At 73.3% G+C, this 24,621-nt stretch carries 21 protein-coding genes; 13 read left to right on the top strand and 8 right to left on the bottom strand.

From position 1 onward, the window contains the following. The first annotated feature begins 925 nt into the window (after positions 1-925). Positions 926-1,531: a hypothetical protein gene (locus WME89_RS47600; protein WP_438006153.1), complete on the top strand. Its 606-nt coding sequence runs from the start codon at positions 926-928 to the stop codon at positions 1,529-1,531. Here the strand turns inward: WME89_RS47600 and WME89_RS47595 are convergent. Next, the gene (locus WME89_RS47595) at positions 1,513-3,576 is read right to left on the bottom strand and encodes a carotenoid oxygenase family protein (RefSeq protein ID WP_438006152.1); all 2,064 of its coding nucleotides are present in this window, start codon (positions 3,574-3,576) and stop codon (positions 1,513-1,515) included. The two genes, WME89_RS47600 and WME89_RS47595, sit on opposite strands and share 19 nt — an antisense overlap. A gap of 292 nt (positions 3,577-3,868) precedes the next feature. Between WME89_RS47595 and WME89_RS47590 the strand changes: the two genes are divergently transcribed. From WME89_RS47590 to WME89_RS47580, 3 genes are all read left to right on the top strand, one after another. Then, entirely contained in the window at positions 3,869-5,029 is a 1,161-nt protein-coding gene (locus WME89_RS47590; RefSeq protein WP_438006151.1) for a site-2 protease family protein, read from the top strand. An 82-nt stretch (positions 5,030-5,111) separates the two neighbouring features. After that, entirely contained in the window at positions 5,112-5,525 is a 414-nt protein-coding gene (locus WME89_RS47585; protein WP_438006150.1) for a hypothetical protein, read from the top strand. Between the two features lie 33 nt (positions 5,526-5,558). After that, complete coding sequence (locus WME89_RS47580; RefSeq protein WP_438006149.1) at positions 5,559-5,993, top strand: hypothetical protein; 435 nt, start codon at positions 5,559-5,561, stop codon at positions 5,991-5,993. 124 nt (positions 5,994-6,117) lie between these two features. Here the strand turns inward: WME89_RS47580 and WME89_RS47575 are convergent, their stop codons facing one another. After that, on the bottom strand, positions 6,118-7,527 hold the full coding sequence (locus tag WME89_RS47575) for a sensor histidine kinase (protein ID WP_438006148.1): 1,410 nt from the start codon (positions 7,525-7,527) through the stop codon (positions 6,118-6,120). A 170-nt stretch (positions 7,528-7,697) separates the two neighbouring features. On the opposite strand from WME89_RS47575, the gene WME89_RS47570 reads away from it, so the two are divergent. The 5 genes from WME89_RS47570 to WME89_RS47550 all read left to right on the top strand — a co-directional run bounded on the left by WME89_RS47570 (position 7,698) and on the right by WME89_RS47550 (position 13,761). Then, a complete protein-coding gene (locus tag WME89_RS47570; RefSeq protein ID WP_438006147.1) occupies positions 7,698-9,857 on the top strand; it encodes a putative metal-binding motif-containing protein in 2,160 nt (719 codons plus the stop codon). 48 nt (positions 9,858-9,905) lie between these two features. After that, positions 9,906-10,838, top strand: a complete 933-nt coding sequence (locus WME89_RS47565) for an ABC transporter permease (RefSeq protein WP_438006146.1) — start codon at positions 9,906-9,908, stop codon at positions 10,836-10,838. Then, positions 10,835-11,488: a hypothetical protein gene (locus tag WME89_RS47560; protein WP_438006145.1), complete on the top strand. Its 654-nt coding sequence runs from the start codon at positions 10,835-10,837 to the stop codon at positions 11,486-11,488. The genes WME89_RS47565 and WME89_RS47560 overlap by 4 nt, the downstream gene beginning before the upstream one ends. 516 nt (positions 11,489-12,004) lie before the next feature. Further along, positions 12,005-12,895 (top strand): zinc metalloprotease HtpX, encoded by an 891-nt coding sequence (locus WME89_RS47555; protein WP_438006144.1) that lies wholly within the window; start codon positions 12,005-12,007, stop codon positions 12,893-12,895. Between the two features lie 380 nt (positions 12,896-13,275). Then, a complete protein-coding gene (locus WME89_RS47550) occupies positions 13,276-13,761 on the top strand; it encodes a hypothetical protein (protein ID WP_438006143.1) in 486 nt (161 codons plus the stop codon). Positions 13,762-13,998: 237 nt separating this feature from the next. Here the strand turns inward: WME89_RS47550 and WME89_RS47545 are convergent, their stop codons facing one another. The 6 genes from WME89_RS47545 to dapA form a co-directional block, all read right to left on the bottom strand. Then, a complete protein-coding gene (locus WME89_RS47545) occupies positions 13,999-14,733 on the bottom strand; it encodes a hypothetical protein (protein ID WP_438006142.1) in 735 nt (244 codons plus the stop codon). Positions 14,734-14,990: 257 nt separating this feature from the next. Beyond that, a complete protein-coding gene (locus tag WME89_RS47540) occupies positions 14,991-15,422 on the bottom strand; it encodes an ester cyclase (protein ID WP_438006141.1) in 432 nt (143 codons plus the stop codon). A 356-nt stretch (positions 15,423-15,778) separates the two neighbouring features. Continuing rightward, positions 15,779-17,878, bottom strand: coding sequence for a glycine--tRNA ligase subunit beta (gene glyS, locus WME89_RS47535; protein WP_438006140.1), 2,100 nt, complete (start codon positions 17,876-17,878; stop codon positions 15,779-15,781). Between the two features lie 101 nt (positions 17,879-17,979). Continuing rightward, on the bottom strand, positions 17,980-20,337 hold the full coding sequence (locus WME89_RS47530; protein ID WP_438006139.1) for a hypothetical protein: 2,358 nt from the start codon (positions 20,335-20,337) through the stop codon (positions 17,980-17,982). 105 nt (positions 20,338-20,442) lie between these two features. After that, positions 20,443-21,252 (bottom strand): 4-hydroxy-tetrahydrodipicolinate reductase, encoded by an 810-nt coding sequence (gene dapB / locus WME89_RS47525; protein WP_438012060.1) that lies wholly within the window; start codon positions 21,250-21,252, stop codon positions 20,443-20,445. 71 nt (positions 21,253-21,323) lie between these two features. Continuing rightward, a complete protein-coding gene (dapA, locus tag WME89_RS47520) occupies positions 21,324-22,229 on the bottom strand; it encodes a 4-hydroxy-tetrahydrodipicolinate synthase (protein ID WP_438006138.1) in 906 nt (301 codons plus the stop codon). 300 nt (positions 22,230-22,529) lie between these two features. On the opposite strand from dapA, the gene WME89_RS47515 reads away from it, so the two are divergent. The 4 genes from WME89_RS47515 (at position 22,530) to WME89_RS47500 (ending at position 24,620) form a co-directional block, all read left to right on the top strand. Next, complete coding sequence (locus tag WME89_RS47515) at positions 22,530-23,192, top strand: NuoI/complex I 23 kDa subunit family protein (protein WP_438006137.1); 663 nt, start codon at positions 22,530-22,532, stop codon at positions 23,190-23,192. Positions 23,193-23,251: 59 nt separating this feature from the next. Continuing rightward, complete coding sequence (locus WME89_RS47510) at positions 23,252-23,767, top strand: NADH-quinone oxidoreductase subunit J family protein (RefSeq protein ID WP_438006136.1); 516 nt, start codon at positions 23,252-23,254, stop codon at positions 23,765-23,767. Positions 23,768-23,770: 3 nt separating this feature from the next. Further along, positions 23,771-24,079: an NADH-quinone oxidoreductase subunit NuoK gene (nuoK, locus tag WME89_RS47505; protein ID WP_437305618.1), complete on the top strand. Its 309-nt coding sequence runs from the start codon at positions 23,771-23,773 to the stop codon at positions 24,077-24,079. A 220-nt stretch (positions 24,080-24,299) separates the two neighbouring features. Next, positions 24,300-24,620 carry a hypothetical protein gene (locus tag WME89_RS47500; RefSeq protein WP_437305617.1) on the top strand — a complete coding sequence of 107 codons (321 nt, stop codon included), beginning with the start codon at positions 24,300-24,302 and terminating at the stop codon, positions 24,618-24,620. Position 24,621 lies beyond the last annotated feature (1 nt).

Below are 24,621 nucleotides of genomic sequence, written 5' to 3'. Positions count from 1 at the left end.
CGCCGCGGCGGCCGCGCGGAGGGCCGCTTTCCCGCCGGCGGGGTGGCTCCTTGCCCCTCGTCGCGCGCCCGCGCCCGGGGAAATCGAGCCGCGCGCAGGCCCCGCGCTGCTGCTGCGCGGAGTTCGCGCCGTGACGCGGCCGCGCGCGGCGCTCGCGGGCGAGAGGAGGTGTTCTCAAAATAGGTGGAACCTCCCACCGGATTCAGAGAAACGCGGGCCGCGCGCCGCGCCGGCACAACCGCTCTCGCCGTCCGAGGGAGACGCGCGCGCTGCGCCCCGCCTGCTCAGCGCCGTCCGTTCCGACACGTTTGTGCATCCGCTCGCTCGCGAGAGCGGAATCGTCGGCTCCGGCCGGAATCGTCCGCCGCCGTCATTCCGTGGTGGCCGTGGGCGTTTCGATCCGTGATGGCCATCGACGTGGCCGTCCATCGCGCAGCTGCCGTCCAGGTCGCGTGTCCCGACCACGCGTGTTGCGCGCTGGCCGATGCCGGCGCGCTGCACACGCACGCGCTGTCGTCGGGCCGCGCGCGCGGTCATCGAAGTCCAGGTCGTCCGCGATGCGCCGCGACGCGCCGCGGCGCGCCCTCGCGCGCCTGAAAGAGCAGCTTTTCGTCGCCTCGCTCCCGCTCGGCACGGACGCGGACGAAGCGGCTGTCATTCCCGCTTGCGCAGGACGTTCGGTAAATGGTCCAGTGAGCGATGTCGTAGACGGGGAGGGAGCATGCGAGTTTGTGGTCTGCCACACGGTTCTTGACGTGCAGCAGGCGGCGTGTCTCATGCTGTCCGGGACGCTGGCTCATCGGCGTGCTCGGCGGTGGCCGGACGGCGGCGATAGAGCGCCGGATCGAGCCTCCTTGGCGGGAATTGCAGGGGCAGGGCGCGCTCGGCGCGGGAGCAGAGCAGGAACATGGCTCAGGGTCGCATCATGGCCGTCGCTACGTATCTTCCGGAGCGCGTCGTCACGAACCAGGAGCTCGTCACGCGCTATGGTCTCCCCTACTCTGCAGACTGGCTGCAGCAGGCCACCGGGGTCCTCGAGCGGCGCTTTGCGGGTGACGCGGAGACGACGCTCTCCATGGCCGCGGCGGTGCTGCGGCAGCTCATCGAGGCGGGGCGGCTCCCGGACCCGTTCATCGACGTGCTCATCATGACGAGCCACGACTGCGCGCGAGCGGACACCGGCGGGGCGGCCTTTGCCGCGTGCATGGCGGGCCTCTCGCCCGCGGTGGCGCTCGATCTCTGGTCCGCCGAGGGGGGGCTCGCCGCGGCCATCGACGTGGCGAATCGACACCTCGACAGGGGCTATCGGCGCGCGCTCATCGTCGCGAGCGAGGTGCGGTCGTGGCCCCTGCGCGCGGGGCAGCCGTGGGCCGGCGACGACCTGGCGGCGATCCTGGGCGACGGCGCCACGGGCGTGCTGCTCGAGCGGGGCGACGGCCTCGGGGCCGGCGCCCCCGCGCCAGGCGCCGAGCTGCTCTCGGCCCGCGTCGCGACGCCGGTGCTCGACGCGCCTCACGCGAGCCGCGGATAGACCTCCTCCTCGAACAGCGCCCTCACCTGCTCCGCCGGCGCCTCGGCCACGAACTCCGCGTAGTCCTCCGGCGCTGGCACCTTGTATCCACCCCTCCAGGGCGCGACGGCGTTGAGCCACGCCGTGTGGAGCGTGAGCCCCGGCCGGAAGGCCGGGTGCCCCAGCTTGCAGAGCGGCCCGCGCGCCAGGTTGGCCGCGTCGAACACCCAGATCTCCGCGCGGTGCGCCGTCGACACGAGCGCGACGACGTAGCCGTCCGTGTCTGCCCCGCTCCCGCCGCGCCGCGGGACGAACTGCAGCGAGCTGAGCCAGCACCCCACGGCGCGCCGGGGGAACTCGTAGCGATCCTCGATCCGCATCGAGCGGTGGTTGAAGCGGAACAGGCTATCTGGGTGCCCGCCCTCCGCGCGCATCCGCCGGAGGGCCGCCATGGAGAGCGCGCGGTGCGGGTGGGCCGCGTAGAGCCGGTCGGCGAACTCGGTCGAGAGCTCGTCCCACAGGCCCACGCCGCGCCAGTAGACGTTCTCGAGGCGATCGGGCGGCATCCACGACGCGCCCGTCTCCCTGTAGGCATAGAGGCCGACGCCGAGCGCCCGCGCCGCGTCGGAGAACACCGCCTGATCCACGACGCGCTCGGCCGCCGCGTCGAGCGTGTACCGGCCGATCCGGTGCACGTCGGCCTGCCCGGGCGGGGACAGCCCGCGGAGCCGCGGCGGCGCCGGGGTCCTGTCGGCCGCGTGCCGATCGAAGGACCGGAGCCACTCTGCGTGATCCGTCGCGCAGCTGTGCGCCGCGTGCACGGTGATGCGGTCGCCCGCATCCTCGTAGTCGACGAGGAAGTGCAGCGTCTCCAGCGGGACGACGATCCGCTTCACGACCACCTGCCCGCCGCCTGGCCGCAGCGCGTCCCGCCGGACCAGGTAGAACGTCGTCGACGGCTCCTGGGGTGTCGTGAGCAGCGCCCGGAGGAGGCGCTCGACCCCCGGGCTCTCCGGGAAGCTCTGCAGGGCCACGCTCTCGAGGCCGAGCCTGAAGGCCGTGTCGGCGAGCACGACCCAGCGCCGCGTCAGCCCGACCTGGTGCACGCTCTGCTCGACGCGCACCGGCGCGCCGCCCGGCAGGGTGAGCTCGTGCCGCTCCGGCTCGTTGTGGCCGTCCCACCGCAAGAGGACCACGAAGTCGCCCCCTGCCTCGGGGAACGGGACCCCGCCGAGGCGCGCCGCCTGCCGCCCGAGGAGGTCGCCCGGGCCCGGCGGCGGCCCCGGGCGGAGGCGCGCGGGCAGGAGCTCGAGCGCGCGCTTCGCGAACAGGTCGAGCCGATCCGCGCGCGGCCGGAGCAGCTGCTGCTCGAGCATCGACGCGGCCGCCGACGCGAGCCGGTCCCAGGAGCGCGGGACCGCGCCGAGCTCGTCGAGCCGCGGGAGCGACGCGGTGAAGAGGGGGAGGAGCGAGCGGCCGTGGTTGACGGTGAAGAGCTCCCCCCGCCCCGCGTCGAAGCACGGGTGGGCGGTCGCCAGCGTGACCGGGAACGGGTGATCGACGGGCACCGCGGGGTACCACGTGCTGTTGCGTCCGACCGGCGTGACGAGCTCGAGCGTGGCCGGATCGAGCTCGTAGGGCCGCCCCGCGTCGCCCGTGACGAGGAGGCGCGCCGGCGCGCGCGGCGCGTGCATGGGCACGAGCGCTGTGTTGAGGTGGTTGCGCAGGCCGAGGTGCGGTGAAAAGCGGAGCAGCCCTGCATTGCGGAAGCCGAGCGCCTCGAAGCGCGTTCCGGGGCGCGAGGCGGCGTCCGCGTGATAGCAGGGGGTGCGCGCGAGCCGCGACGTCAGCCGGACCGGGCCGCCAGCGTCGAAGTCGAGCCGGTAGATCATCCCATTGCCGTTCAGGATCGGCGCGCCGTGCGTGCTCGGCGGGCCGCCGTCGACCGAGCCGGCTGGCCCGATGGCGAACACATGGCCGGAGAGGTCGCCGGGCACGCCGCCCGGGAGCGATGAATCGAGCACCGTGAGCTCGATCCGCGTGAGCTCTTCCGCGCTCGCTGCCATCAATGCATCGGGGACGCGCTGGCGCATGGCGACTCGGTCACACCAAGCTACGCCAATTCGCGCGCGCCGGGGAACGCGCCGCGCCGAGGCATAACGAATTCCATTCTTCCCGCCTGGGACGGAACCACCCGTGCGCTGCAGTCGAATCCCGTGCGGCGCTCGCTTTCCACATTCTCATTCCGTATCGCCGGGATGATTTGCGCGGCTGCCCTGATTTCCATTCGCCGGCGCGCTCTCGGCGGCTTGCGACGGCGGTTGTCAGCCCCATCTGTACGGGTGCACCAGGAGGCACATGTTCGACCATGGGTTGACGGTCCTGCGGATCCGGGGAATCCCGATCCGGCTGCACATCACCTTGCTGATCTTCCTGCCGTACGTGGCGTATGCGGCGGCGTCGCAGTTCTCGGTGGTGGCGTCGTCGCTCGGGATCTCGCGCGAGGCGCTGCGCCTGCCGCCGCTCGCCTGGGGAGGGATCCTGGCTGTCGGGCTGTTCGTCGCCATCCTGGCGCACGAGCTGGCCCACTCGTTCGTCGCGCTCAGGAATGGAGTCCGGGTGCGCGCGATCACGCTGATGATGCTGGGCGGCGTCTCGCAGATCGAGCGCGACGATCCCGAGCACGAGGCGTGGATGGCGTTCGCCGGGCCGCTGATGAGCTTCGGTATCGCGCTTGGCAGCTACGCCGCCTACCGCCTGCTCCCCGCGCCGGCGGAGGTCGGCGCGGCGCTCCTGGCCTTCGCGATCACGAACGCGATCATCGGCGCGTTCAACCTGCTCCCGGCGTTCCCGATGGATGGCGGCCGGGTGCTGCGCGGGCTGCTCCTCCGCCGCCTCGGGCCGGCGCGCGCGACGCGCGTCGCGACGACGACCGGCAAGGGGATGGCGGTGGCCTTCGGGCTCCTCGGCCTGCTCTCGTGGAACCCGATCCTCGTCTTGATCGCCGTGTTCGTCCACATGGGCGCCTCCGCCGAGCAGGCGCGCGCGAGCACGCGCGAGCTCCTCCGCGGGGTCCCGCTCGGGCGCTTCATGACCGATCGGCTCGGCGACGCGTATGCGGACGAGAGCCCTCGCGCGGTCGCCGAGCGGCTCCTGCGCGATAACCTGATCGGCGCCCGCGTGATCGATGAGTCGACCGATGGCTCGGGGGGTGACGGCTCGAGGGGCGGCGGAGAGCGGCGCCGGGAGATCGGCGTCGTCACGGTCTGGGACCTCGTGCGCCAGCTGGGGCGCGGGGCCGCGCCGGCGACGGTGGGCGCGGTGATGCCGGTGGATGTGCCGAGGGCGCACGCCGACGACGACGCGTCCCGCTCGATCGACGCGCTGGCGAGCGGCGAGGCGAGCGCGGTCGCGGTGCTCGACGGGGGAGAGCACGTCATCGGGCTGGTGACGGCGGCGGAGATCCAGCGCGCGCTCGCGCTCGCTGGCGCGCTCGGCGCGCCCCGCGCGGGCCGCTGAGCGCGCCGTCACCGGACATCTCGAGTCGCGCCGCCCCGCGCTGGCACTCACATTGCTGAGCTTCGCTGCGAGGAGCAATGACGTGAAGCAGAGCAACAACGTGACTTCGCTCGTGCGAAGGCGGCCCAGGTGTCTCTCGGTGACGAGGTCGGTGCTCGCGGCGGCCGCGCTTGTGGCCGGCGCCTCGCTGCTCATGGGGTGTCTTGGCACCGTCGCGACGGAGGGGTTTGTCGTGTCCGGCTACCCGGCGGTGCGGGCCGAGGCCGTCCCGGTGGAGATCGCGGCGTATCCGCGCGTCTATTTCCGCGGGACCTATGCGTACCTGGTCGGCGACGAGTGGTATTACCCGACGAACCGGGGCTGGGTCGTCTTCGAGGAGGAGCCTGTGGAGCTCAGGCGTTACCGGCATACGTACCGGGAGTCGCCGCGGCACGTGCCGGAACGCGAGCTGGGCTTTCCGCGCGAGCGGGGGCGCCGTTACTACACGCCGCGTTGAGGGTGGTGCAGCTGCGAAAGGACGGGTTTGAGGATGAATCAGGAGAAGAGCGTCTTTCCTCTTTGCGGTCTTGCGCTGTCGAGCTTTCTGGCCGCGGGGTGCTTCTTCGACGTGGCGGACGACTCGCCGTTTCGTCCGCGGCCGTCGGTGGGGAGCCTGGCGGTGGAATGGACGGTGGACGGCCGTAGCCAGTCGCGGGCCTGCACCCGCTTCAGCGGCGGCAGGACCGATTTCGAGCTGATCGTCTACCGTGGCAGCAGCGAGGTGGCGAGGGAGTATGCGCGTTGCGAGGACTTCGGCCTGACGGTGGATCTTCCGCCGGGCGAGTACGAGGCCTCTGTGACGCTCGTGGAGCGGGGCGACGAGCGCCCCGTCTCCACGCCGCACCTGATGCCGCCGTTCCGGATCGTGGGGGGCGCTACGCTCAACACCGATGTCGATTTCCCGGCGAACTCGTTCCTGCCGTAGTCTCGAGGCGCCGCTGCTCGCCACGGCGGTAGTCTCGAGGCGCCCCTGTTCAAGGCGGTAGTCCCGAGGAGCCCCTCTTCGCCAAGGCGGTAGGCGCTCCTCGGGCCGGGCAGCTCGGAGCCCGCTACCCCGCTCTCGGGATCGTGAGCCGCACCCGCGTCTCGCCGCGCGGCCCGTCCTCGATGGCGAGCCCGTAGTTCGTGTGCGCCGCGATCGCGTGCGCCGCGATGAGCGGCAGCGCCGGCGGCCGCCCCTGAGCGACCGCCTCGAAGTCGCGGCTCAGCACCACGCTCCGCGCCGCCGCAGGGAGCGGCGGGCCGGCGTCGTCGAACGTGATCTCGACCCCGCTCGCGCCCTCGACCAGCGTGACGAGGACCTCGCTGCCCGGCGGGGACGCGCTGATGGCGTGGTCGAGCAGCGCGTGCAGCAGCACCGTCAGCGCGCCCTGCGGCACCACCTCCTGCGCGGTCTCCGGCGACTCGACCGCCACGCGCACGTCGTGGCGCGCGGCGCGCGCGAGGTCGTCCTTCACGACGTCGCGCAGCACGTCGGCCACGTCGCAGTGGCGCGGGAACTCGTGGAGCGGGCACGAGCCCAACCTCGCGAGATCGCTCACGGTTTCAGAGGCGGCGGTCACGTGGCGGCCCACCGAGGACGCCGTCTCGCCGACGTCGCCGCCGTGGCTCCGGAGCGGCGCGATGTCGCGGCCGATCGCCGACAGGATGCCGCGCAGCTGCGTCCCGAGCACCCGCGCCGCGGCGACGAGCACCGCGAGGCTGTCGCCGCTCGGCGGCAGGTGCGACACCGGATCGCTGCCGGCGAGCCGGGAGACGGCGCCGGCCAGCGACCCGCGCTCGCGCTCGCCCTCGACCCGCGAGAACACCGCCGCGAGCTCGCGCGCGTAGGCCTCGCCCTGGGCCTGCGCCGCCGCCAGCTCCTTCTTGAGGCTCTCGACCTCGAGGCGCTGCTGATCGACATCGGCCGGCAGCGTCAGCGTCTGCATCAGGCCGTCGAGCTCGAGCCGGCCGCCGTAGCGCAGCGCCATCCGCGACAGCCACACCCGCTCGGTCTCGAAGTTCACGGGCGTCTCCGGGCCGAGGTTGACGCGGACGCTCACCTCCTCGCCGACGCGGCGGATGCTCACCTCGGGCGCCCCGGCCTGGCTCGTCGGATCGCCTCCCTGGGCGATGAGCACCTGGAGCATCCGGCGGAGCTCGGTCTCGTCGCCGAACACCGTCGTCCCTTCGCCCATCTCGATCTGCACGCGCGCCTCGGGCGCGACCTCCCAGAGCAGCGCGGTGAGGTCGACGCGCCCGCGCCGCCCCCGCGCCATGGGCCGGCCGTGCAGCGAGGCGAGCATGCTCACGGCCTCGTCGAGCCGGTTGAGCGTGCTCTCCACGCCGCCCGCGCTGTCGTCCGACGGCTGCGGCGGCGGCGTGGCCTCGGCCGCGATCATCCCCACGCCTTGGCGGAGCTTCTGGGCGGCGCTGCGCGCCTCCTGTGCCAGCAGCCACGTCAGCTCGGGTCGGGTCAATCTGTCGCTGGGCACCCTGTTTTTCCCTCTATCCGCCGCGCTCCGCGGAATCGCGCGCCATGATGCCAGACGTGGCGGTGCCCTGCTACGCTCATTGCCGTTCACCTCGTTCGATGCGGATCCGCTCTTCTTCCCCCTTGACGCGTCTCGCTCTCCTCTGTGGCGCCGCCGTGACGGCGGCCCTGACGGGCGCCGCCTGCAGCTCGAGCGCCCCGAGCCCGTTCCCGTCTGCCGGCGGAGCGGGCGGGGCCGGCGGGGAGGGCGGCGCCGGCGGGGCCGGCGGGGCCGGCGGCGAGCAAGCTCCGGCGGACCCGACGCTCGGCGGCCCGTGCATCGACGACGATCAGTGCGAGGACGGATTTCCCTGCACCTTCGACGCGTGCGACACCACCGCAGGGCGGTGCCGCTTCACGCCGGACGACAGCGCCTGTCAGAACGACATCTACTGCGACGGGGTCGAGCGCTGCAACGCGCAGCTCGGCTGCGTGCCCGGCGCGCCGATCGGGTGCGGCGACGGGAGCACGTGCACGATCGACGCCTGCGACGAGCGGACGAGGGCGTGCACGAGCGCGCCGCGCGACGCCGATCTCGACGGCGACCCCGACGCGCACTGCGGCGGGGGCGACTGCGACGACGCCGATCCCTCCGCCTCGTCGGCGCAGCCCGAGGTGTGCGGCAACGACCGCGACGACGACTGCGACGGCGAGGCCGACGAGGACGGCTGCGTGTCCCCGGAGCACGACACCTGCGCTGACGCGCTGGAGATCTCGGTGCCGGGCTCGTACGCGATGACGACGGCGGGCGCGGGCTTCCACTACGCGAGCTCGTGCGGCCTGCGCCGCCCGGCGAGCACGCACGACGTCGTGGCCGCGGTGCTCCTGCCGCCGGGGCCGCCGGTCGACGTGCAGGTCACGGCGCGGACCGAGGGCACCGACGTCGCCGTGACGCTCGCCGGGCAGTGCGGCGACGCCGCGACGGAGCTCGCGTGCGGGCGCCCGCACGCGAGCTCGGAAGGCGGCGGCAAGCTCGCGAAGCTCCGGGCCCGCGGCCTCGGCGACCCGGATCGGGCGACGGCGCTGCCGGTCTACGTGACGACCGCGGAGGGCGCGCCGGTCCTCGTCGACGTCGCGTTCCTCCCGCCCTCGCCGGCGCCCGACAACGAGACGTGCGGCACGGCGGCGCCCCTCGCGCCGGGCGAGCCGGCGCTGGCGACGATCCTCGACGCCGCCCGGGACCTCGGGACCGCGTGCGAGACAGAGCTCGGCGAGCTCGTCTACACGTTCGAGCTCACGGAGCCGCAGGACGTCGACCTCTACGCGACCTCGACCGACGGCGACGGCGCGCCGTCGCTCTCGCTGCGGACCGCCGCGTGCGCGCTGCCGGAGGACGAGATCGCCTGCCAGACGGCGGCGTCGGCGCACCTCTTCCGGCGCGCGCTGCCCGCGGGGAGCTACGCCGTCGCGGTGTCCGCCACGGCGCCTACCTCGGCGCTCGTCACGCTGGAGCTCTCGCCGCCGAGCGAGCCGCCGCCCGACGAGGCCTGCGCGGCGGCGGCCGTGCTCGAGCCGAACCGCACGGCCACCGTGTCGCTGCTCGGCCACCAGGACGACGTCGATCTCGGCTGCGGCCCGGCGGCGGTCGACGCCGCGTACGCGCTCGAGCTGCCGGTCGCCTCCGACGTGCTCCTCGTCGAGAAGCTGTCGGCCGGCGACTCCGGCGCGATCGCCCTCTCCGCGCCGGCGTGCGGGGGCCCGGGCGACCTGCTCGCGTGCGGCGAGGGCGACGTCACCCCGCTCCGGAGCGCGCGGCGCGGCGTCGCCGCGGGCTCGTACCGCGTGGTGGCGGAGGCGCAGCTCGGCCTGCCGGTGAGCGTGACGGCCTTCGTGCGGCCCGCGGTGCCGCCCACGCTGGTCCCCTTCTCCGACGGGTGCGAGGGCGCGCTGGAGATCCCCGAGTCCGGCGGCTTCTTCCAGGGCAACACGACCAACGCCGCCGCGGACTTCGACGCGGGCTGCGACAGCGCCGGCACGGAGGACCGCGGCGCCCCGGACCAGCTCCTCGAGCTCACGCTCACCGGGCGCAAGCGGGTCGTGCTCGACATGGCCGGCTCGAGCTACGAGACGCTGCTCTCGGTCCGCCGCGGCCCGGCCTGCCCTGGCACCGAGATGCCGCTTTCCTGCACGATCGGTAGGGACCCCCAGCGGAGCTTCCTCGATCTCTTGCTCGATCCTGGCGTCTATTACGTCCAGATCGACGGCCACGCGCTCGCGCACGGCCTCTGGTTCCTCGACGTGCGGGTCGTCGACGCCGAGGACGCGGCCGACCCCTGACGGGCGGCCCTTTACAAGCTCCCCCTGTCCCTTGCTAACGTCGCCCTGATGTTCGGCCGGATCTCCGCGATCGCGCTCAACACGTACCGGGAATCGCTCCGGGCGCGCATCCTGATCGGCCTCGCGGGCGTCGCCTTCGCGGTCGCCTTCTACTCGATCATCGTCGGCGCCTACACGCTCCGCAACGGGCCGCGCGTCGTCAGCGACCTCGGCGTCGCCTCGATCTCGCTGTTCAGCATCGCGGTCGCGGTGATCATCGGCGCGACGTCGCTCTACCGCGAGCTCGAGCAGAAGACGATCTTCCCGATCCTCGCCCGCCCGGTGCGCCGGGGCGAGTACCTCGTCGGCAAGTACCTCGGCACGCTGCTCACGCTCGCGGTGTTCATCCTGGCGGACTCCGGGCTGGTGCTGCTCATCGGCGCCGTGCTGGCCGGCCGCCCGGTGGCGCTCGTCGCGGGGGCGGGGGTCGCCTCGCTCGCGGTGCTGGGCGTCGCGGCGTGGCGCTCTCCCGCGGTGCGCACGTACGGGTTCATCCCGTGGTCGATGGTCTTCCTGGTGCTCGGCGTGGTCTTCTCGGCCGGCGCTCCCACCGAGCGGCGCGTCTTGCTCGCCGGCAGCGCGCTCGCGTTCTTCGAGGTCGGCATCGTCGCGGCGGTCGCCACGCTGTTCGCGTCGTTCTCGACGCCGTTCCTCTCGTCGTTGCTCACGCTGGGCGTCTTCCTGGTCGGGCGCAACGCCGACTCGCTCGCGCGGCTGCCGGTGAAGTACTTCGGCCCTCAGATGAGCGCCGCGGCGCGCGCCCTGTCCCGGGTCGTGCCGAACCTGCAGATCTACGTGCCGCCGCGCCCGCTGCTCGCGGGCGAGGTCGTGGACGCGAACCTGCTCGTCTACCTGGGCTGGGCGGGGGTCACCTGCGTCGGCTGGGCGCTCGGCCTGCTGGCGGTGGCGGCGTTCGCCTTCAAGAAGCGCGACTTTCTGTGAGGCTCCCCGTCGTGCTCGGCGTCCTGCGCGTCCTCGCGGTCGCCGGCTTCATCATCGGGGCGGCGTCGCTGCGCGTGGTCGTCGCGGGCGAGCGGGAGATCGCCGAGAGCACGGACGCCCTGCGCGCCGGCGATCCGCACGCGGCGGCGCTCCACGCCCGGCGGGCGGCGGGCTGGTACGCGCCCGGCGCGCCGCACGTCCGGGTGGCGTACGAGCGGCTGATCGCGCTCGCGACGGCGGCGGAGGGCCTCGGCCAGGCCGACACGGCGCTCTTCGCGTGGCGCGCGGTGCGCACGGCCGCCCTGGAGACGCGGTGGCTCACGACGCCCCACGCGGACGACCTGGAGCTGGCGAACGCGGCGATCGCCCGGCTCTCCGCGGCGGCGCCGCGCCCGCCGGGCACCCGGACCGAGCCTGCCGCCGCTGTCGCGCGGGAGCACCTCGAGGCGCTCGCGCGCGACGACGCGCCGCGGGTCGGCTGGGTCGTCGCGCTGGTCGCGGCGTTCGTGGCGTGGGTGGCCGGGGCGATCTGGGTGGTGCGGCGCGCGGTGACGGTGACCGGCCAGTGGGTCTGGCCGCGGGCGGTGCCGGGGCTCGCTGTGTGCGCGGCCGGCGTCGCGGTGTGGTTGCTGGCGATCTGGCAGGCCTGAGGCGCGCGGCCCGCCGGGGCTGAGGAGCGCGCCGCTGGCTGGCGGCAGCGCTGCCGTGCGGTGCTGGCAGAGGCCGGCGGCGGCGCTGCCGTGCGGTGCTGGGTGCTGGCAGGCCGGCGGGTGGGACCGTCGAGGGCGTCGGCCGGCGCCGCGTGGCGCCACGGCCGCGGGCCGGATCGCTCGACCGGGAGAGGCGGGCGATCCGGAGAAGCGGGGGAGTCGGGGCGAAATGGGGCGGGCGGGGTGAAACGGGGCGGTGGAGCGGGGCGGAATGGGGCTGAACGGGGTGAACCGGGGCTGGCGGTCAGGACCGTCACGGCGGGGAATCCACCAGAGGTGACGTCTGCTGATCGGTGGCACGCGGCATTGCAAAGCCGCGGAGCGCGATACATCGATCGTCGGGAGCGGCGTTTGCAACGCTCCGTTCCGGGAGAGCGGCGTTGGTAGCGCTCCATTCCGGGGGAGCGGCGCTGGTAGCGCTCCGCTCCGTTCCGTTCCGAGGAGGTAACGAATTCGATGAAGAATCAGATCAAGACGATCCTGTTGCTCGGCGTGATGTCGGCAATCCTTGTGTCCATCGGCGGGGCGCTCGGGCCGGGGTACCTCGTCTTGTTCGGCGTGCTCGCGCTCGCGATGAACCTGGGCGCCTATTTCATGTCGGATCGCATCGTGCTGGCGATGCACCGGGCGGCCGAGGTATCGCCCGACGAGGCGCCAGGCCTGCACCGGATGGTGGAGGAGCTCGCGCAGCGGGCGGAGATCCCGAAGCCGCGCCTCTATGTCATCCCGGACGCGCAGCCGAACGCCTTCGCGACCGGGCGCAACCCGGAGCACGGCGTCGTCGCGGTGACCGAGGGCATCGTGCAGCTCCTGAGCGCGCGCGAGCTGCGCGGCGTGCTGGCGCACGAGATCGCGCACATCAAGAACCGCGACATCCTCGTGTCGACCATCGCGGCGGCGTTCGCCTCGGGCATCACGTGGATCGCCCACGCCGTGAGCTTCGCCGGCATCTTCGGCGGCGGGCAGTCCGAGGACGAGGAGGGCGGCAGCCCGCTCGGCGGCCTGGCCCTCGCGATCGTCGCCCCGATCGCGGCCACGCTCGTGCAGCTCGGCATCTCGCGCTCGCGCGAGTACATGGCCGACGAGGTCGGGGCGAGGCTGTGCGGGGATCCGGAGGCGCTCGCCAGCGCGCTCTCCAAGCTGGAGCGCGGGGTCGAGCTCGTGCCCTCCGAGGCCGCGCGCCCGGCCACGGCGAGCCTCTTCATCGTGAGCCCGCTCGCCGGGGCGAGCTCGCTGCTGAAGTGGTTCTCGACACACCCGACGACCGAGGAGCGCGTGAGCCGGCTGCTGTCGATGGCGGCGAGCGGCAGCAGCGCGGCCAGGAGCTGGGCGAGGTCGATGGCGTGACGGCCGCTCGTCGCTCTCGGGCCCGGGGGGCGCCGGGGAGCGGAGGATCTCGACGAGACCCTCCGCGCGAAGCCGGGGGCGTGGAGGAGACGGCGATCAACCTGGCGGGCCCGGCTGTGGGGCATTGATCAGCTGCATGACAGGACCGGCGACCACATCCGAGCACGACGCGTCGTGTTAAGCGGTTCGCGAGCGAGATTCCTGCTGATGTCGTCACGTGGCCAGCGCGCAACTTCGCGCTGAACTGGCGATCCATGTGCGGCGGGAATACCGTCGCCCGAGCCACGTCACACGGGCCGAGCGTGGGGTCCCTGTGGCCTCGGCTCGCTGGACGCGACCTCGGTGCCGCACCGCACGGTGTCATTTCGAGAGGCAGGATCATGAACAAGCTCGCTCGCATCGCTTCGACGCTCGCCGCGCTCGCCGCCCTCACGGCCGCTGCCGCCCCGGCCGCGGCCGCCGCCAAGGAGGCACCCGCGGCGGCCGCGAAGGCGCCGCACCACGGCCGCGGCAAGGAGCGGCCGCGCTTCCCGATGGAAGCTGCCCCGTTCAGCAAGCGGGTCGACGAGAAGATCGCGAAGCAGCGCGCGAAGGTCGAGGAGAGGATGCAGAAGGGGGGCGTCCCCGACGCGCGCCGCGCCGAGATCCGGAAGGTGCTCGACGACGTCCAGGCCAAGGTCCGCGCGGCGGTCGGCAAGGCCGCCAAGGACGGCGTGATCACCCAGGATGAGGCGAAGCAGGTCCGCAAGCTCGCGCGCGAGGCGCGCAAGGCGATCGCAGAGCAGCTCGGGCTCGGGAAGAAGCACGAGAAGAAGGCAAAGCGCGATAAGCCGAAGGGGCGTCCGATTCCGGTTCCGGCGACGTGACGGAGGACGGGGTGGATGCCGGCTGACGGCACGCCGCCGCCGGCCAACGCGTCGGCGGTGATGCCCTGGCGCCGGTGCATGGCGCGCTGCCGCGCCCGGGTGCGCAGCGGGACGCGGTGACCAGGCGGGCCCCCTGGCGCTCCACGGCGCGCCCTCAGCGCCGGGATGCGCAGCGGGCGGCGGTGACCAGGCGGCGCGCCGCCTTGAAGGCGCCGGCGCCGCCTTCCTTTCCGTTCCTCAGTGCAGCCTGTTCCTTGCCTCGGCGAGCTCCTGGTTGATCCGATCCACGAACGCGTCGAGGCTCATCGGGCCCTTGCTCGACGTGGCCGCAGCTTGAATGGCGTTCGACGCGAGCGAGGTGATGCGCTCGACGTACGCGAGCTCTGCTTCGAGCTTCTCGTAGTCTCCGGTGACGAAGTACCCGCTGGCGTCCGTGATCTCGAGCTCGGGCGCATAGCGCTGCTGCACGTAGCGCAGGATGGCGCACACAGCGACGTGCACCTTGGGGCCGGCGAACTGCGTCTTGGTCCAGTTGTAGCGGCTCCCCTGCTTGAAGAACTCGGCCCCGGGCGCCTCCGGCAGCTGGGGGACGCTGACGCGCAGCCCTCCGCCGCTGCCGCGCTCTGCCTCCTTCCCTGAGCCCCCGGCGAGGTTGCGGGTGAGCGCCGCGGATTCCGCCAGCGCCAGGCGCATCATGTCCGCCATCTCCGTGTTGCCGAGGAGGGCGTGATAATAGTGGTTGGTGAAGGTGCCTTCCCCATCGAAGTGGAAGTGCAGCGGCTCGCATTCGCGGTGTGGATAGAGCGTGATCCCCTCCAGACCGGAGCAGGTGACGCGCTTCTCGGCGACGAGCTCCTTCATGGTCTTGCAAGGCCAGCCGGCGGACTCGGCCTTTGCGGCGAGATCGCTGACGAGCTCGGGGACGACGGCCGGATCACGGAGCTTGCCGCTGTATGCGATGGAGATGCCCATGGTGCCTCCTGATCGATCTCCCTCTTACTCCAGCGGGGCTGTCACGGCCAGGGCTCACCGGCGGGCGACCTCACACCGCCGCTCTGCTCACGCGTTGCTTACGCATTACTTACACGTTACGCGCATGCCCAACTTCCTATCACGTAGATTGCGTGGTCGTGCATTCGCCAGCAGGTCGCGGGCGAGGAGGGCGGCACGATGAGGGCGAGGCCTGCGCCTGCGGGGCGCGCTGATGTCGAGCGCGGGGGCTCGCTCGATCAGGTGGAAGCCTTTTGCGTCCCCGGCTCGAGCCGCGCCCCGAGCTGCAGGAGCCGTCCGAGATCATCGGCGTTTCGCCAGGTCTCGATGATCTTCCCGTCCGCGATCTGGTGGATGAACATCGCCGTGAACGTCTGCTTCCGGCCGTGGCTCGGTATCCCCAGGAAGCTCGCCTGGTTGCACGTGTTCGTGGCGCGCACGACGACCTTGTCCCCTTCGGAGATCACGTCCTCGATCGTCCATTGTTGCTCGATGGCGCCGAACGTCCCGAAGAGCTTGCGGATTCCGTCAGGCCCCGACGGAAGAGCGGGTGGCCCGCCGTGCATTGTCCACGACGGAGACACCATCTCGCACAGCTCCTCGAGCTTGTGCTCGCTCACGAGCTCCAGAAACCGTCGAGCGATCGCCTTGTTCATCTCGATTGAAGACATCGTCACAACCTCCCTCGTGTCCTGCTGAGAGGGAATCGCCGCTGGCTGAGCTGAGCGACGCCCCACGTCCTGGTCGATGCAGCGGGGGTTGCCGCAGGGACATCGCCGATGCTGTGCTGATGCAGGTGCGGTGCCAGAGGCTGCAGCCGAGAGGACGCTCTCTCTGCACGGCGTTCCGCGCGGTGTACCCCGATCGATCGAGCGCCAGTGATGCCGCCCGCCGCCACCAGCCTGAGGGCCGGCGCCTCCATGGCAGGCCGAGGTTCACTGTCTGCAGGGGCAAGGACCCGGACGGCGGGGCCCCCCACCCCGCGCAGCGAGCACCCTCTCCGGGGGCCGGGCGGCCCGGCAAGCCCTCAGGACGCGGCGCGCGGCGCCTCGCCGAGGAGCTCGAGCCGCGCCAGGCTCCCGCAGGTCTCCGACAGCGCGCGCATCAGCCGGAGGCGGTTGTCCCGCACGGCCGCGTCGTCGGTCATCACGAACACGTCGACGAAATACTGGTGCAGCAGCGGCGCGAAGTCCGCCACCGCCCGGAACGCAGCGTCGTACGCCCCGCTCTGGACGTCCGACGCGATCTGCTCGCGCAGCTTGAGATAGCCCGCGAAGAGCGCCGTCTCGCTCGGGTGCACCTCCTGGCCGAACGGCGCCACCGGCTCGCCGGCAGGCGCCTTGTCGGCGATGTTGGTCGCCCGCTTGAAGACCTCGCCGACCCGCGCGCGCACATCCGGGCTGAGCGCGTCGATCGCGCGCACGCGCGCCCGGAGGTCGAGCGGGCGGTCCGCGGAGACGCGCAGGCACGCGAGCACCGCGTCCTGCGGCAGCCGGTCCGAGAGCAGGCCCCGCAGCCGCTCCGCGCAGAACTCGCCGAGGCGCGCCGTGAGCTCCTCGCGCGCCACGCTGAGCTCCACGCCGGCGTAGCCGTCGTACGCGGCGCTGAACGCGGCGCCGAGCCGCAGATCGAGCTCGCGATCCAGGAGCGTGCGCAGCACGCCGAGGCAGGCGCGGCGCAGCCCGTACGGGTCGGCGGTGCTCGTCGGGATGAGCCCGATGGCGAAGCAGCCGACGAGCGTGTCGAGGCGATCGGCGATGGCGACGAGCGCACCCGCGTTCGTCGGGGCGGTGGCGTCCGCGGCGCCCTTGGGCAGGTAGTGATCGCGGATGACGTCGGCGACGTCGGGGCTGACCCCCTGGGCCAGCGCGTAGACGCGGCCCATCTCCCCCTGGAGCTCCGGGAACTCGCCCACCATCAGCGCGACGAGATCGCACTTCGCGAGGTGCGCCCCCGACGCGGCCGCCATGAGCGTCGGCTCGGGCAGCATCAGGAGCAGGCCGAGCTCGCGCGCGAGCCGCTCGACGCGCTCGGCCTTCGCGAGCACGCTGCCGAGCCGCTTCTGGAACACGATCCCGCCGAGCTTCTCGCGGCGGTTCGCGAGCGGGATCTTGACGTCCTCCCGGTAGAAGAACTGCGCGTCCGACAGGCGCGCGCGCATCGTCTTGTCGTTGCCGCGCTGGATCTTCTCGGGCGCCTCCGCGGTGTTGACGACCGCGAGGTACCGCGGGAGCAGCGCGCCCGTCTTCGCGTCGCGGACGCCGAAGTAGCGCTGGTGCCCGCGCGCGACCTCGAGGATCACCCGCTCCGGCAGCTCGAGGAACCGCTCCTCGAAGCTGCCGACGATGACGTGCGGCTCCTCCACGAGGGAGAGGTTCTCGCCGATCAGGAAGTCGTCCTCGATCAGCACCCCGCCGGCGTCCCGGGCCGCGGCGAGCAGGCGCTCGCGCATGAGGCGCGCGCGCTCGTCGGTGTCGACGATGACGTGCGCCGCGCGCATCGCCTCGACGTAGTCCTTCGCCGCGCCGATCGCGATCTCGCCCGGCGCGAGGAAGCGGTGGCCGCGGCTCGTGCGCCCGCTGCGGACGCCGGCGATCTCGACGGGGATCACCTCGCCGCCGGAGAGCGCGACGAGCCACTGGATGGGGCGCCCGAAAGCGAACTCCCCCGTCCCCCAGCGCATCGACTTGCGGAAGGGGATCGCCGCGACGAGCGACGAGAGGACCTCCGGGAGGAGCTCGGCCGCGGGCTTGCCGGCCTCGCGCCGGGTGCCGGCGATGTACTCGCCCTTGGGCCCCTCGACGCGGCGCAGATCCGAGACCGCGCAGCCGAGCTTCTGCGCGAACGCCTCGGCCGCCTTCGTGGGCGCGCCGTCCTTGAAGGCCGCCTTGACCGGCGGGCCGGTGACCTCCTCCTCGAGGTCCGGCTGGCGCGTCGCGACCCCGGAGATGAGCAGCGCGAGCCGCCGCGGGCTGCCGAGCGCGCGCATCGCGCCGTGGCGGAGCCTGAGCTCCGCGAGGCGCTTCGTTGCGAGATCCGGGAGCGCGCGGAGCGCGGCCTCGACAAACGACGAGGGGAGCTCCTCGACGCCGATTTCGAGCAGGAGATCGCTCGCTTCGTTGTACATGGGACCGCGGACGCTACCCCAGAACGGTCCGCCCGGCGAGGCGGTCGATGGGTCCGTTCCACGCCGGCCCCCGCCGGCGTCCGCAGGCCCGCCCGCGCGGGTCAGCGCTTCTGCGCCTCGTCCCGGAGCGCGCGCGCGAGCACCTTCTTGAAGGCGCTCGCCTCTCCTCCGTTCGGCTTGTTCTTGCGCCCATAACGGCTGGCCGCGCCGACCCTCACCACGCACTGGACCGTCCGCGTGTACCGCCGGGCCGCCTTCGCGAGCGCCCGATCGCCCGGCGAGGACGCCGAAGCGACGGCAGCGCCGAGGTCGTTGAGCGCCGCGTCGACAGGCGGGCAGCCCTCCGCGCGGGGCAGCTCGAACGGGGGCGGGGCGTCGCAGCAGCGGGCGCGCAGGGCGGCGAGCGTCGCCATGTCGTACCAGCCGAGCACGGCCCATTCCTTCGTCGCGTCCGAGACGCCCCCGGCGCCGGCGGCCTGGGCGAGGTGGCTCTTGAGCGCGGCGACGCCCTTCATCGGGTCGACCTCGGCGCAGACGAACGACAGCTGCCCCGCGGTCTCGGCGTCGATGCTCCTGCCCGGAAAGAGCGGCGCCATGCAGGCGGCGAAGTCGGCCGAGCCGTCAGCCGGCGTTGCGCGCGCCGCGCTGGCGTCCGCCGGCTCCGGCGCCGCCGCGCCGGCGTCATCCGTGGCCGCGTCCTGGGCGGCTGCGCCTTCCGCGCCCGCGTCGTGCGCGACCCGGGCGTCGGGCTCCGCGGGGTCGGCGCCGGCGGCGGGCGCGGCAGACAGCGCGGGGACGGGTGGCCGGGGTGCCGCGGCGTCGCGATGGCGCAGCCAGAACCAGGCCGCCGCGGCGGCGCCCGCGACGGCCACCGCCCACAGGGCGAGCGCGGCCACCCGGCGCGCCGCGGAGGGCTTGCGTCGCGGGCGAGGCGCCGGCGCCGCGGCCGGCGCGGGCGGCGCACCGCGCGCGGGCGCGCCGACGTGCGCGGCGGCGCTGTCGGGCGCGAGCGCGAACGGATCCGACGGCTCCGGAGGCATCTCGTCGTCCACGAGCGGGGGCAGATCGCGGACCGGTCGCGGGCTCTCCGGTCCATCGCCCGCAGCGGGGGGCGCCGCTTCGAGCGACGGGACCGGCAGCTCGGGTTGCGCGGGGGCGACCGGCAGCTCGGGTTGCGCGAGGGCGACCGGCAGCTCGGGTTGCGCGGGGGCGACCGGCAGCTCGGGTTGCGCGAGGGCGACCGGCAGCTCGGGTTGCGCGGGGGCGACGATCGTCCGCTCTGGCCGTGCGGGGGCGACGATCGGCCGCTCTGGCTGCGCAGGCGGCGGGACAGCCGGCCCGGGCGGACTGCCGGAGGCGTCCGCCTGCGCCGCTCTGGCGATTTCTGGCGACGCGGAACGCGAGGGCGACGGCGCCTTCGCAGGGCCGCCAGGCGCCTCCGGCACCGGCGTGGTCGGCGTGCCTGCCGTCGACCCGAGGCCCAGCGTCGCGAGCCCCTGGAGCGGCACCGGCGTCCGTCGCGCCGTGGAGCCCACGCTGGGAGGCGGCTGCGAGCTCGTGCGGCCGTGCGGCGGCGCGCTCCTGCGCGCCGGCGGCTGCGAGCCTCCGGAGCTCTCGCGCGGTGGCGAGCTCCTGCGGGGCGGCTGCGAGCCGCGAGCGCCTTCGCGCGGCGGTGAGCTCCTGCGCGCCGGCGGCTGCGATCCGGAGCTCTCCTGCGGCGGTGAGCTCCTGCGCGCCGGCGGCTGCGATCCGGAGCTCTCCTGCGGCGGTGAGCTCCTGCGCGCCGGCGGCTGCGATCCGGAGCTCTCCTGCGGCGGCGAGCTCCTGCGCGCCGGCGGCTGCGAGCTCGACGCGCCCCGCAGGCCGCTGCTCGACGGGCGCGGCGCCGGCACCGTCTTCGGCGGCTCCGCGAGGGGGTGCTCGTCGAGCGGCGGCAGCGCCTCCAGGCCGTCGGCCGGCCGCGCCGCCTCCAGCGCGCGACGGAGCGCCGCGACCTCGGCGATCCGCTGCTTCGGGTCGCGCGCGAGCGCCTGCTCCAGCACGCGCCACAGCGCGTCGCCGGTCGCGCCGGGCGGCGTCACCCTCGGCGCGGCGCCGGCGCTCTGCAGGCGCCGCAGCTCCCTGTCGCTCTCGGCGGCGAAGGGGAGCTTCCCCGAGAGCGCCACGTACAGGGTGACCGCGAGCGCCCACGTGTCGTCCTGGCGCGACGGTCCCTCGCCGGCGGCCCGCTCCGGCGAGCGATAGCTCACGAAGGCCGGCGTCGCGAGCGGATCGGAGAGCCACCCCCTCGACGCGCACGGCTCGCCCTCCATGACCACGCACGCGGCCGACAGGCGCCCGTGCACCGTGCCGCGCGCGTGCAAGCTATCGATGCGCTTTGCCAGGCGGACGACCCAGCCCACCGCGTCCCTGTCCGGCAAGGGACCGGCGCGTGCGATCCGCGCAGCGAGCGTCTCCATACGAGCGCGGCAGCCTAGTGCGGCGCAACGCCGCGGACCACATTGTGACTCCCCGCGCCACACGCGGGATCGCCGATCGCCGGTCCGCGCCGGTCCGCGGCGGCGTCAGCCCTCGATGACGTCCGCCATCGTGTATCGGCCGGGCGGCTTGCCGTGGAGGTGCCACGCCGCCCGCAGCGCCCCGCGCGCGAAGAGGTCGCGGCTGGTGGCGCGGTGCGTAAGCTCGATGCGCTCGCCGGGGCCGAGCAGGTGGACCGTGTGGTCGCCGATGACGTCCCCGCCGCGCACGGCGAAGATCCCGAGCTCGTTCGCCTTGCGGGGGCCGACGTTGCCCTCGCGGCCGTGCACGTCGGAGAGCGCCGCGGCCGCCTCGCCGACCTCGCCGCGGGCCGCGCGCACCGCGTCCGCGAGCCGCACGGCCGTGCCGCTCGGGGCGTCCACCTTGGCGCGGTGGTGCACCTCGACGATCTCGACGTCGAAGCCGGGCCCGAGCCGCCGCGCCGCGCTCGCCGCGATCTCGGCGAGCACGTGGATGCCGATGCTCGTGTTCGGCGACCAGAGCACGGGGACGTGCTGCGCCGCCTCGTCGAGCAGCCGCTCGCACGTGGCGTCGAGGCGCGTCGTCCCGCTGACCACGGCGACCTTGGCCCGCACCGCGAGGTGCAGCAGCCGGGGCAGCGCCTCCGGCCGCGAGAAGTCGATGACCACGTCAGCGCCGAGCAGCCCGGCGCTGATGTCGTCGCTCATGGCGACGCCGATGTTGCCCGTGCCCGCGAGCTCGCCGACGTCGCGGCCGATGCGGGAGGAGCCGCGCGACACGATCGCGCCCACGATCTGCGCGCGCTCGTTCGCCGCGAGCCGCACGATCGCCTGCCCCATCTTGCCGCTCGCGCCGTGCACCGCGACCTTCAGCAAGCGAATGTCCTCGGCCGCGGCCGCCCCCATCAGCGCGCCCACCGACACGCCTCGATGATCTCCGTTCGATTTCACGACGCCTCGCGCCTCGCCTCGATCCGTTTGATCGCCTCGGCGACCTGCTGCCGGGTCGCGTCGCCGGCCGGCGACAGGGGCAGCCGGACGGCCGGGCTCATGCGGCCCAGGGCGGCGAGCGCGGCCTTCGCCGGGGCGGGGTTCGGCTCGAGGAACATGAGCCCGTGCAGCTCGAGCAGCGCGAGGTGCGCCGCCCGCGCGCCCGCGAGGTCGCCGGAGAGGAACCGCCGGGTCACCGCGCTCGTCTCGCGCGGCAGCACGTTCGACGTGACGCTGATGACGCCCTGCGCGCCGAGCGCCATCATCGCGAGCGTCAGCGAGTCGTCGCCGCACAGGACCGTGAGCCGGTCGCCGAGGCGCCGCGCGAGCTCCTGACACCGGAGCACGTTGCCCGTGGCGTCCTTGATGGCGACCACGTTCGGCGCGGCGGCGCAGATGCGCTCGGTCGTCTCGGCCGAGAGGTCGACCCCCGTGCGACCCGGGATGTTGTAGAGCACGATCGGCCCCGAGACCGCCCTGGCCACGGCCAGCATGTGCTCGCGGAGCCCGTCCTGTGACGGCTTGCTGTAGTACGGCATCACGATCATCACGGCCCCCGCGCCCGCGGCGAGCGCGGCGCGCGAGGCCTCGATCGTCTTCTTCGTCGAGAACGAGCCCGTCCCCGCGATCACGGGCACGCGGCCGCGGGCCGCCTCGACCACGCGCCGGATGACCGCGGTCGTCTCCGCCTCGCTCAGGGTCGGCGACTCGCCCGTGGTCCCGCACGGCACGAGCCCGCTGACGCCCCCCGCGATCTGCGCCTCGACGAGCGCGTCCAGCGCTTCGAAGTCGACGGCCTCGCCATCGGGCGTGAATGGCGTGACCAGGGCGGTGAGGGTCCCCGACGTTGGGAGCTGCGTCATCAGACGACCATGATCGCCACCCGGGGGGCGCGTCAACAGGAGAGGACAGGTCCGCCGCGTAGTCCGCGCACTCCCCGGGTTCCCGCCTGGCGCCGCGCGGGTCGGGCGCCGCGCGCGCCGCGATCGGGCGGGGCCGTGGAGGCAATGCGGCCCCGGGCCGGCGGGCGCCCGGCGGGGCTGGCAGGACGCGGACGGATGCCTAAAGGGAGGTCGGGATCATCTGCTAGCCTGCCCGGTGTGGCGCCTCGCTCCCACGGGGCGGTATGCCCGAGCGCGTCAGGTCCCGGAGAGGCCCCGGCCATGGATCTCGCCCAGTACATCAAAAGCATCTCCAGCGCGGCCAATACCATCCTGGAAGGGATGGCGGTCACGTTCTCCCATCTGTTCCGGGAGCCCATCACCGTCCAGTATCCCGACAGGACGGACCGCCCTGTCACCGAGATGCTCCCCCCGCGCTACCGCGGCTTCCTCGAGGTGCAGATGGACATCTGCACCGGCTGCAAGCGGTGCGAGCGCTCGTGCCCCATCGAGTGCATCGCCATCGACCTGGAGAAGGACCCGGCGACGAAGAAGCAGGCGATGAGCCGCTTCGACATCGACATGGGCAAGTGCATGTACTGCGGCCTCTGCGTCGAGGCCTGCAAGAACGAGTCGACCGGCGCGATCCGCCACACGCGCGAGTTCGAGGGGGCGGCCCCGACGCTCGACCACCTCACCTTCCGCTTCATCCCCGAGGGGCTCGTGCCCCTGTACAAGGCGCCGAAGGACCTCGGCGAGGTGCCTGTCGGCGAGTACGGGCCTCACGCGCGCGAGGCCCGCGAGCGCGCCATGCGCGACAACCCCGCCGCCCTGGAGGAGCTGCGCGCCATCTGGCGCGCGGAGAGCGGCAAGAGCGGCAAGACCGGCAAGGAGAAGAGCGGCGGGGGCGCCGGGGGCGAGGGGGACGGCGCGGCGGGCGGGTGAGCGAGGGGGTCGCCCTTGCTGGGCGGGGGGCAGCGATCTAACGTCGCGGTCCTCACCACATGCCCCCCCTGAGCGCACTCGCCTTCCTCGGGCTCGCCGCGCTGACGCTCGGCTCCGCCGGGCTCGTGGCGTTCTCCAGGAACATCATCCACTCCGCGCTGGCCCTGCTCGGCACGTTCCTCGGCGTCGCCGGGCTGTACGTCACGCTGTCGGCCGACTTCCTCGCGGCGACGCAGGTGCTGGTCTACGTCGGCGGCACGCTCATCCTCATCCTCTTCGCCGTGATGCTCACGAGCCGCATCCAGGACATGAAGGTCTCGAACCCGCGCGGCGGGCTCGCCGTGGCCTTCGTCCTGGTCACGGCGGTGCTCCTCGTGCTCGGCAGGGTGGCGACCCGGACCCAGTGGCCCGCCGAGGCCAGGCCGGCGATGCCGTCGACCGCCAAGCTCGGACACGCGTTCCTCGGCGAGTACCTGCTCCCCTTCGAGCTCGGCTCGGTCATCCTGCTCGCCGCCATGATCGGCGCGGTCGTGCTGGCGCGGCGCGCCGTCAGGCGCGCCTGGGAGCGGGAGTAGGCGATGGAGATCGGGCTCATCCATTACCTCAGCGTGGCCGCCGCGCTCTTCGGCCTCGGGCTGTTCACCGTCATGACGCGGAGGAACGCGGTGGGCATCCTCCTCGGCGTCGAGCTCATCCTCAACGCCGCCGCGCTCAACTTCGTCGCGTTCGAGCACTTCGTCGCGGGCGGCGTGGCCGGCCAGGTGTTCACGGTCTTCATCATCGTCCTCGCGGCGAGCGAGGCGGCGATCGCGCTGGCCATCGTGCTCCAGGTCTACCGCAGCCACCGCAGCATCATGGCCGACCAGCTGACATCCCTGAAGAACTGACGCGAGCGCGGTCATCCGTGTGGAAACGTGGGCCTTGCCGCAGCGGGGGATCGACCGCGGGACGATCGGCGCGACGAGCGCGATGACGCGACGAGCGCGACCCCCGTACCCGCGCATGCTGCGGCGCGCCGCGCGCGCTGCGCCGCGCGTTTCTCGCGCCCGCAGCCTCCCGCTCGTCGTGAGGGAGTGCACTTGACGTGCGCGCGATCTGCCTCTTCAGGTGGAGCTCAATCCCACCGACAAGCAGGAAAAACCTGACCTTGCTAAGCCCCTGAGCGCGACCCACGTTCGAAGCATGCAGAACCTATCCAAGTCGGAGCTGGTGGGGTTCGTGGAGCTCGAGGTCGGCTCGCTTGCTGTACAGGTGCCGATCCGCGCTGCAGCGGCGGCGACCGAGCTCCCCCTCGCGTCATTCGAGGCTGAAGGGGACAATTGCGCCATCCTCGTGCGTGGCGATACGTCCTCCAAGGCGGTTGAAGTCGCGCTGCGCGAAGCGGCGCAGGAGGCGGTCAAGCACCTGTCGAAGAAGTTGCTCAATTAGA

Source organism: Sorangium sp. So ce321, from assembly GCF_051530195.1.
Taxonomy (GTDB): domain Bacteria; phylum Myxococcota_A; class Polyangia; order Polyangiales; family Polyangiaceae; genus Sorangium.
This window is presented reverse-complemented; position numbering and strand designations above follow the sequence as displayed.

Coding starts and splice junctions, on each gene's coding strand:
- WME89_RS47600 (WP_438006153.1), top strand. CDS start 926: ATGGCCGTCGCTACGTATCTTCCGGAGCGCGTCGTCACGAACCAGGAG.
- WME89_RS47595 (WP_438006152.1), bottom strand. CDS start 3,576: ATGGCAGCGAGCGCGGAAGAGCTCACGCGGATCGAGCTCACGGTGCTC.
- WME89_RS47590 (WP_438006151.1), top strand. CDS start 3,869: ATGTTCGACCATGGGTTGACGGTCCTGCGGATCCGGGGAATCCCGATC.
- WME89_RS47580 (WP_438006149.1), top strand. CDS start 5,559: ATGAATCAGGAGAAGAGCGTCTTTCCTCTTTGCGGTCTTGCGCTGTCG.
- WME89_RS47565 (WP_438006146.1), top strand. CDS start 9,906: ATGTTCGGCCGGATCTCCGCGATCGCGCTCAACACGTACCGGGAATCG.
- WME89_RS47555 (WP_438006144.1), top strand. CDS start 12,005: ATGAAGAATCAGATCAAGACGATCCTGTTGCTCGGCGTGATGTCGGCA.
- WME89_RS47550 (WP_438006143.1), top strand. CDS start 13,276: ATGAACAAGCTCGCTCGCATCGCTTCGACGCTCGCCGCGCTCGCCGCC.
- WME89_RS47545 (WP_438006142.1), bottom strand. CDS start 14,733: ATGGGCATCTCCATCGCATACAGCGGCAAGCTCCGTGATCCGGCCGTC.
- WME89_RS47540 (WP_438006141.1), bottom strand. CDS start 15,422: ATGTCTTCAATCGAGATGAACAAGGCGATCGCTCGACGGTTTCTGGAG.
- glyS (WP_438006140.1), bottom strand. CDS start 17,878: ATGTACAACGAAGCGAGCGATCTCCTGCTCGAAATCGGCGTCGAGGAG.
- WME89_RS47530 (WP_438006139.1), bottom strand. CDS start 20,337: ATGGAGACGCTCGCTGCGCGGATCGCACGCGCCGGTCCCTTGCCGGAC.
- dapA (WP_438006138.1), bottom strand. CDS start 22,229: ATGACGCAGCTCCCAACGTCGGGGACCCTCACCGCCCTGGTCACGCCA.
- WME89_RS47515 (WP_438006137.1), top strand. CDS start 22,530: ATGGATCTCGCCCAGTACATCAAAAGCATCTCCAGCGCGGCCAATACC.
- WME89_RS47510 (WP_438006136.1), top strand. CDS start 23,252: ATGCCCCCCCTGAGCGCACTCGCCTTCCTCGGGCTCGCCGCGCTGACG.
- nuoK (WP_437305618.1), top strand. CDS start 23,771: ATGGAGATCGGGCTCATCCATTACCTCAGCGTGGCCGCCGCGCTCTTC.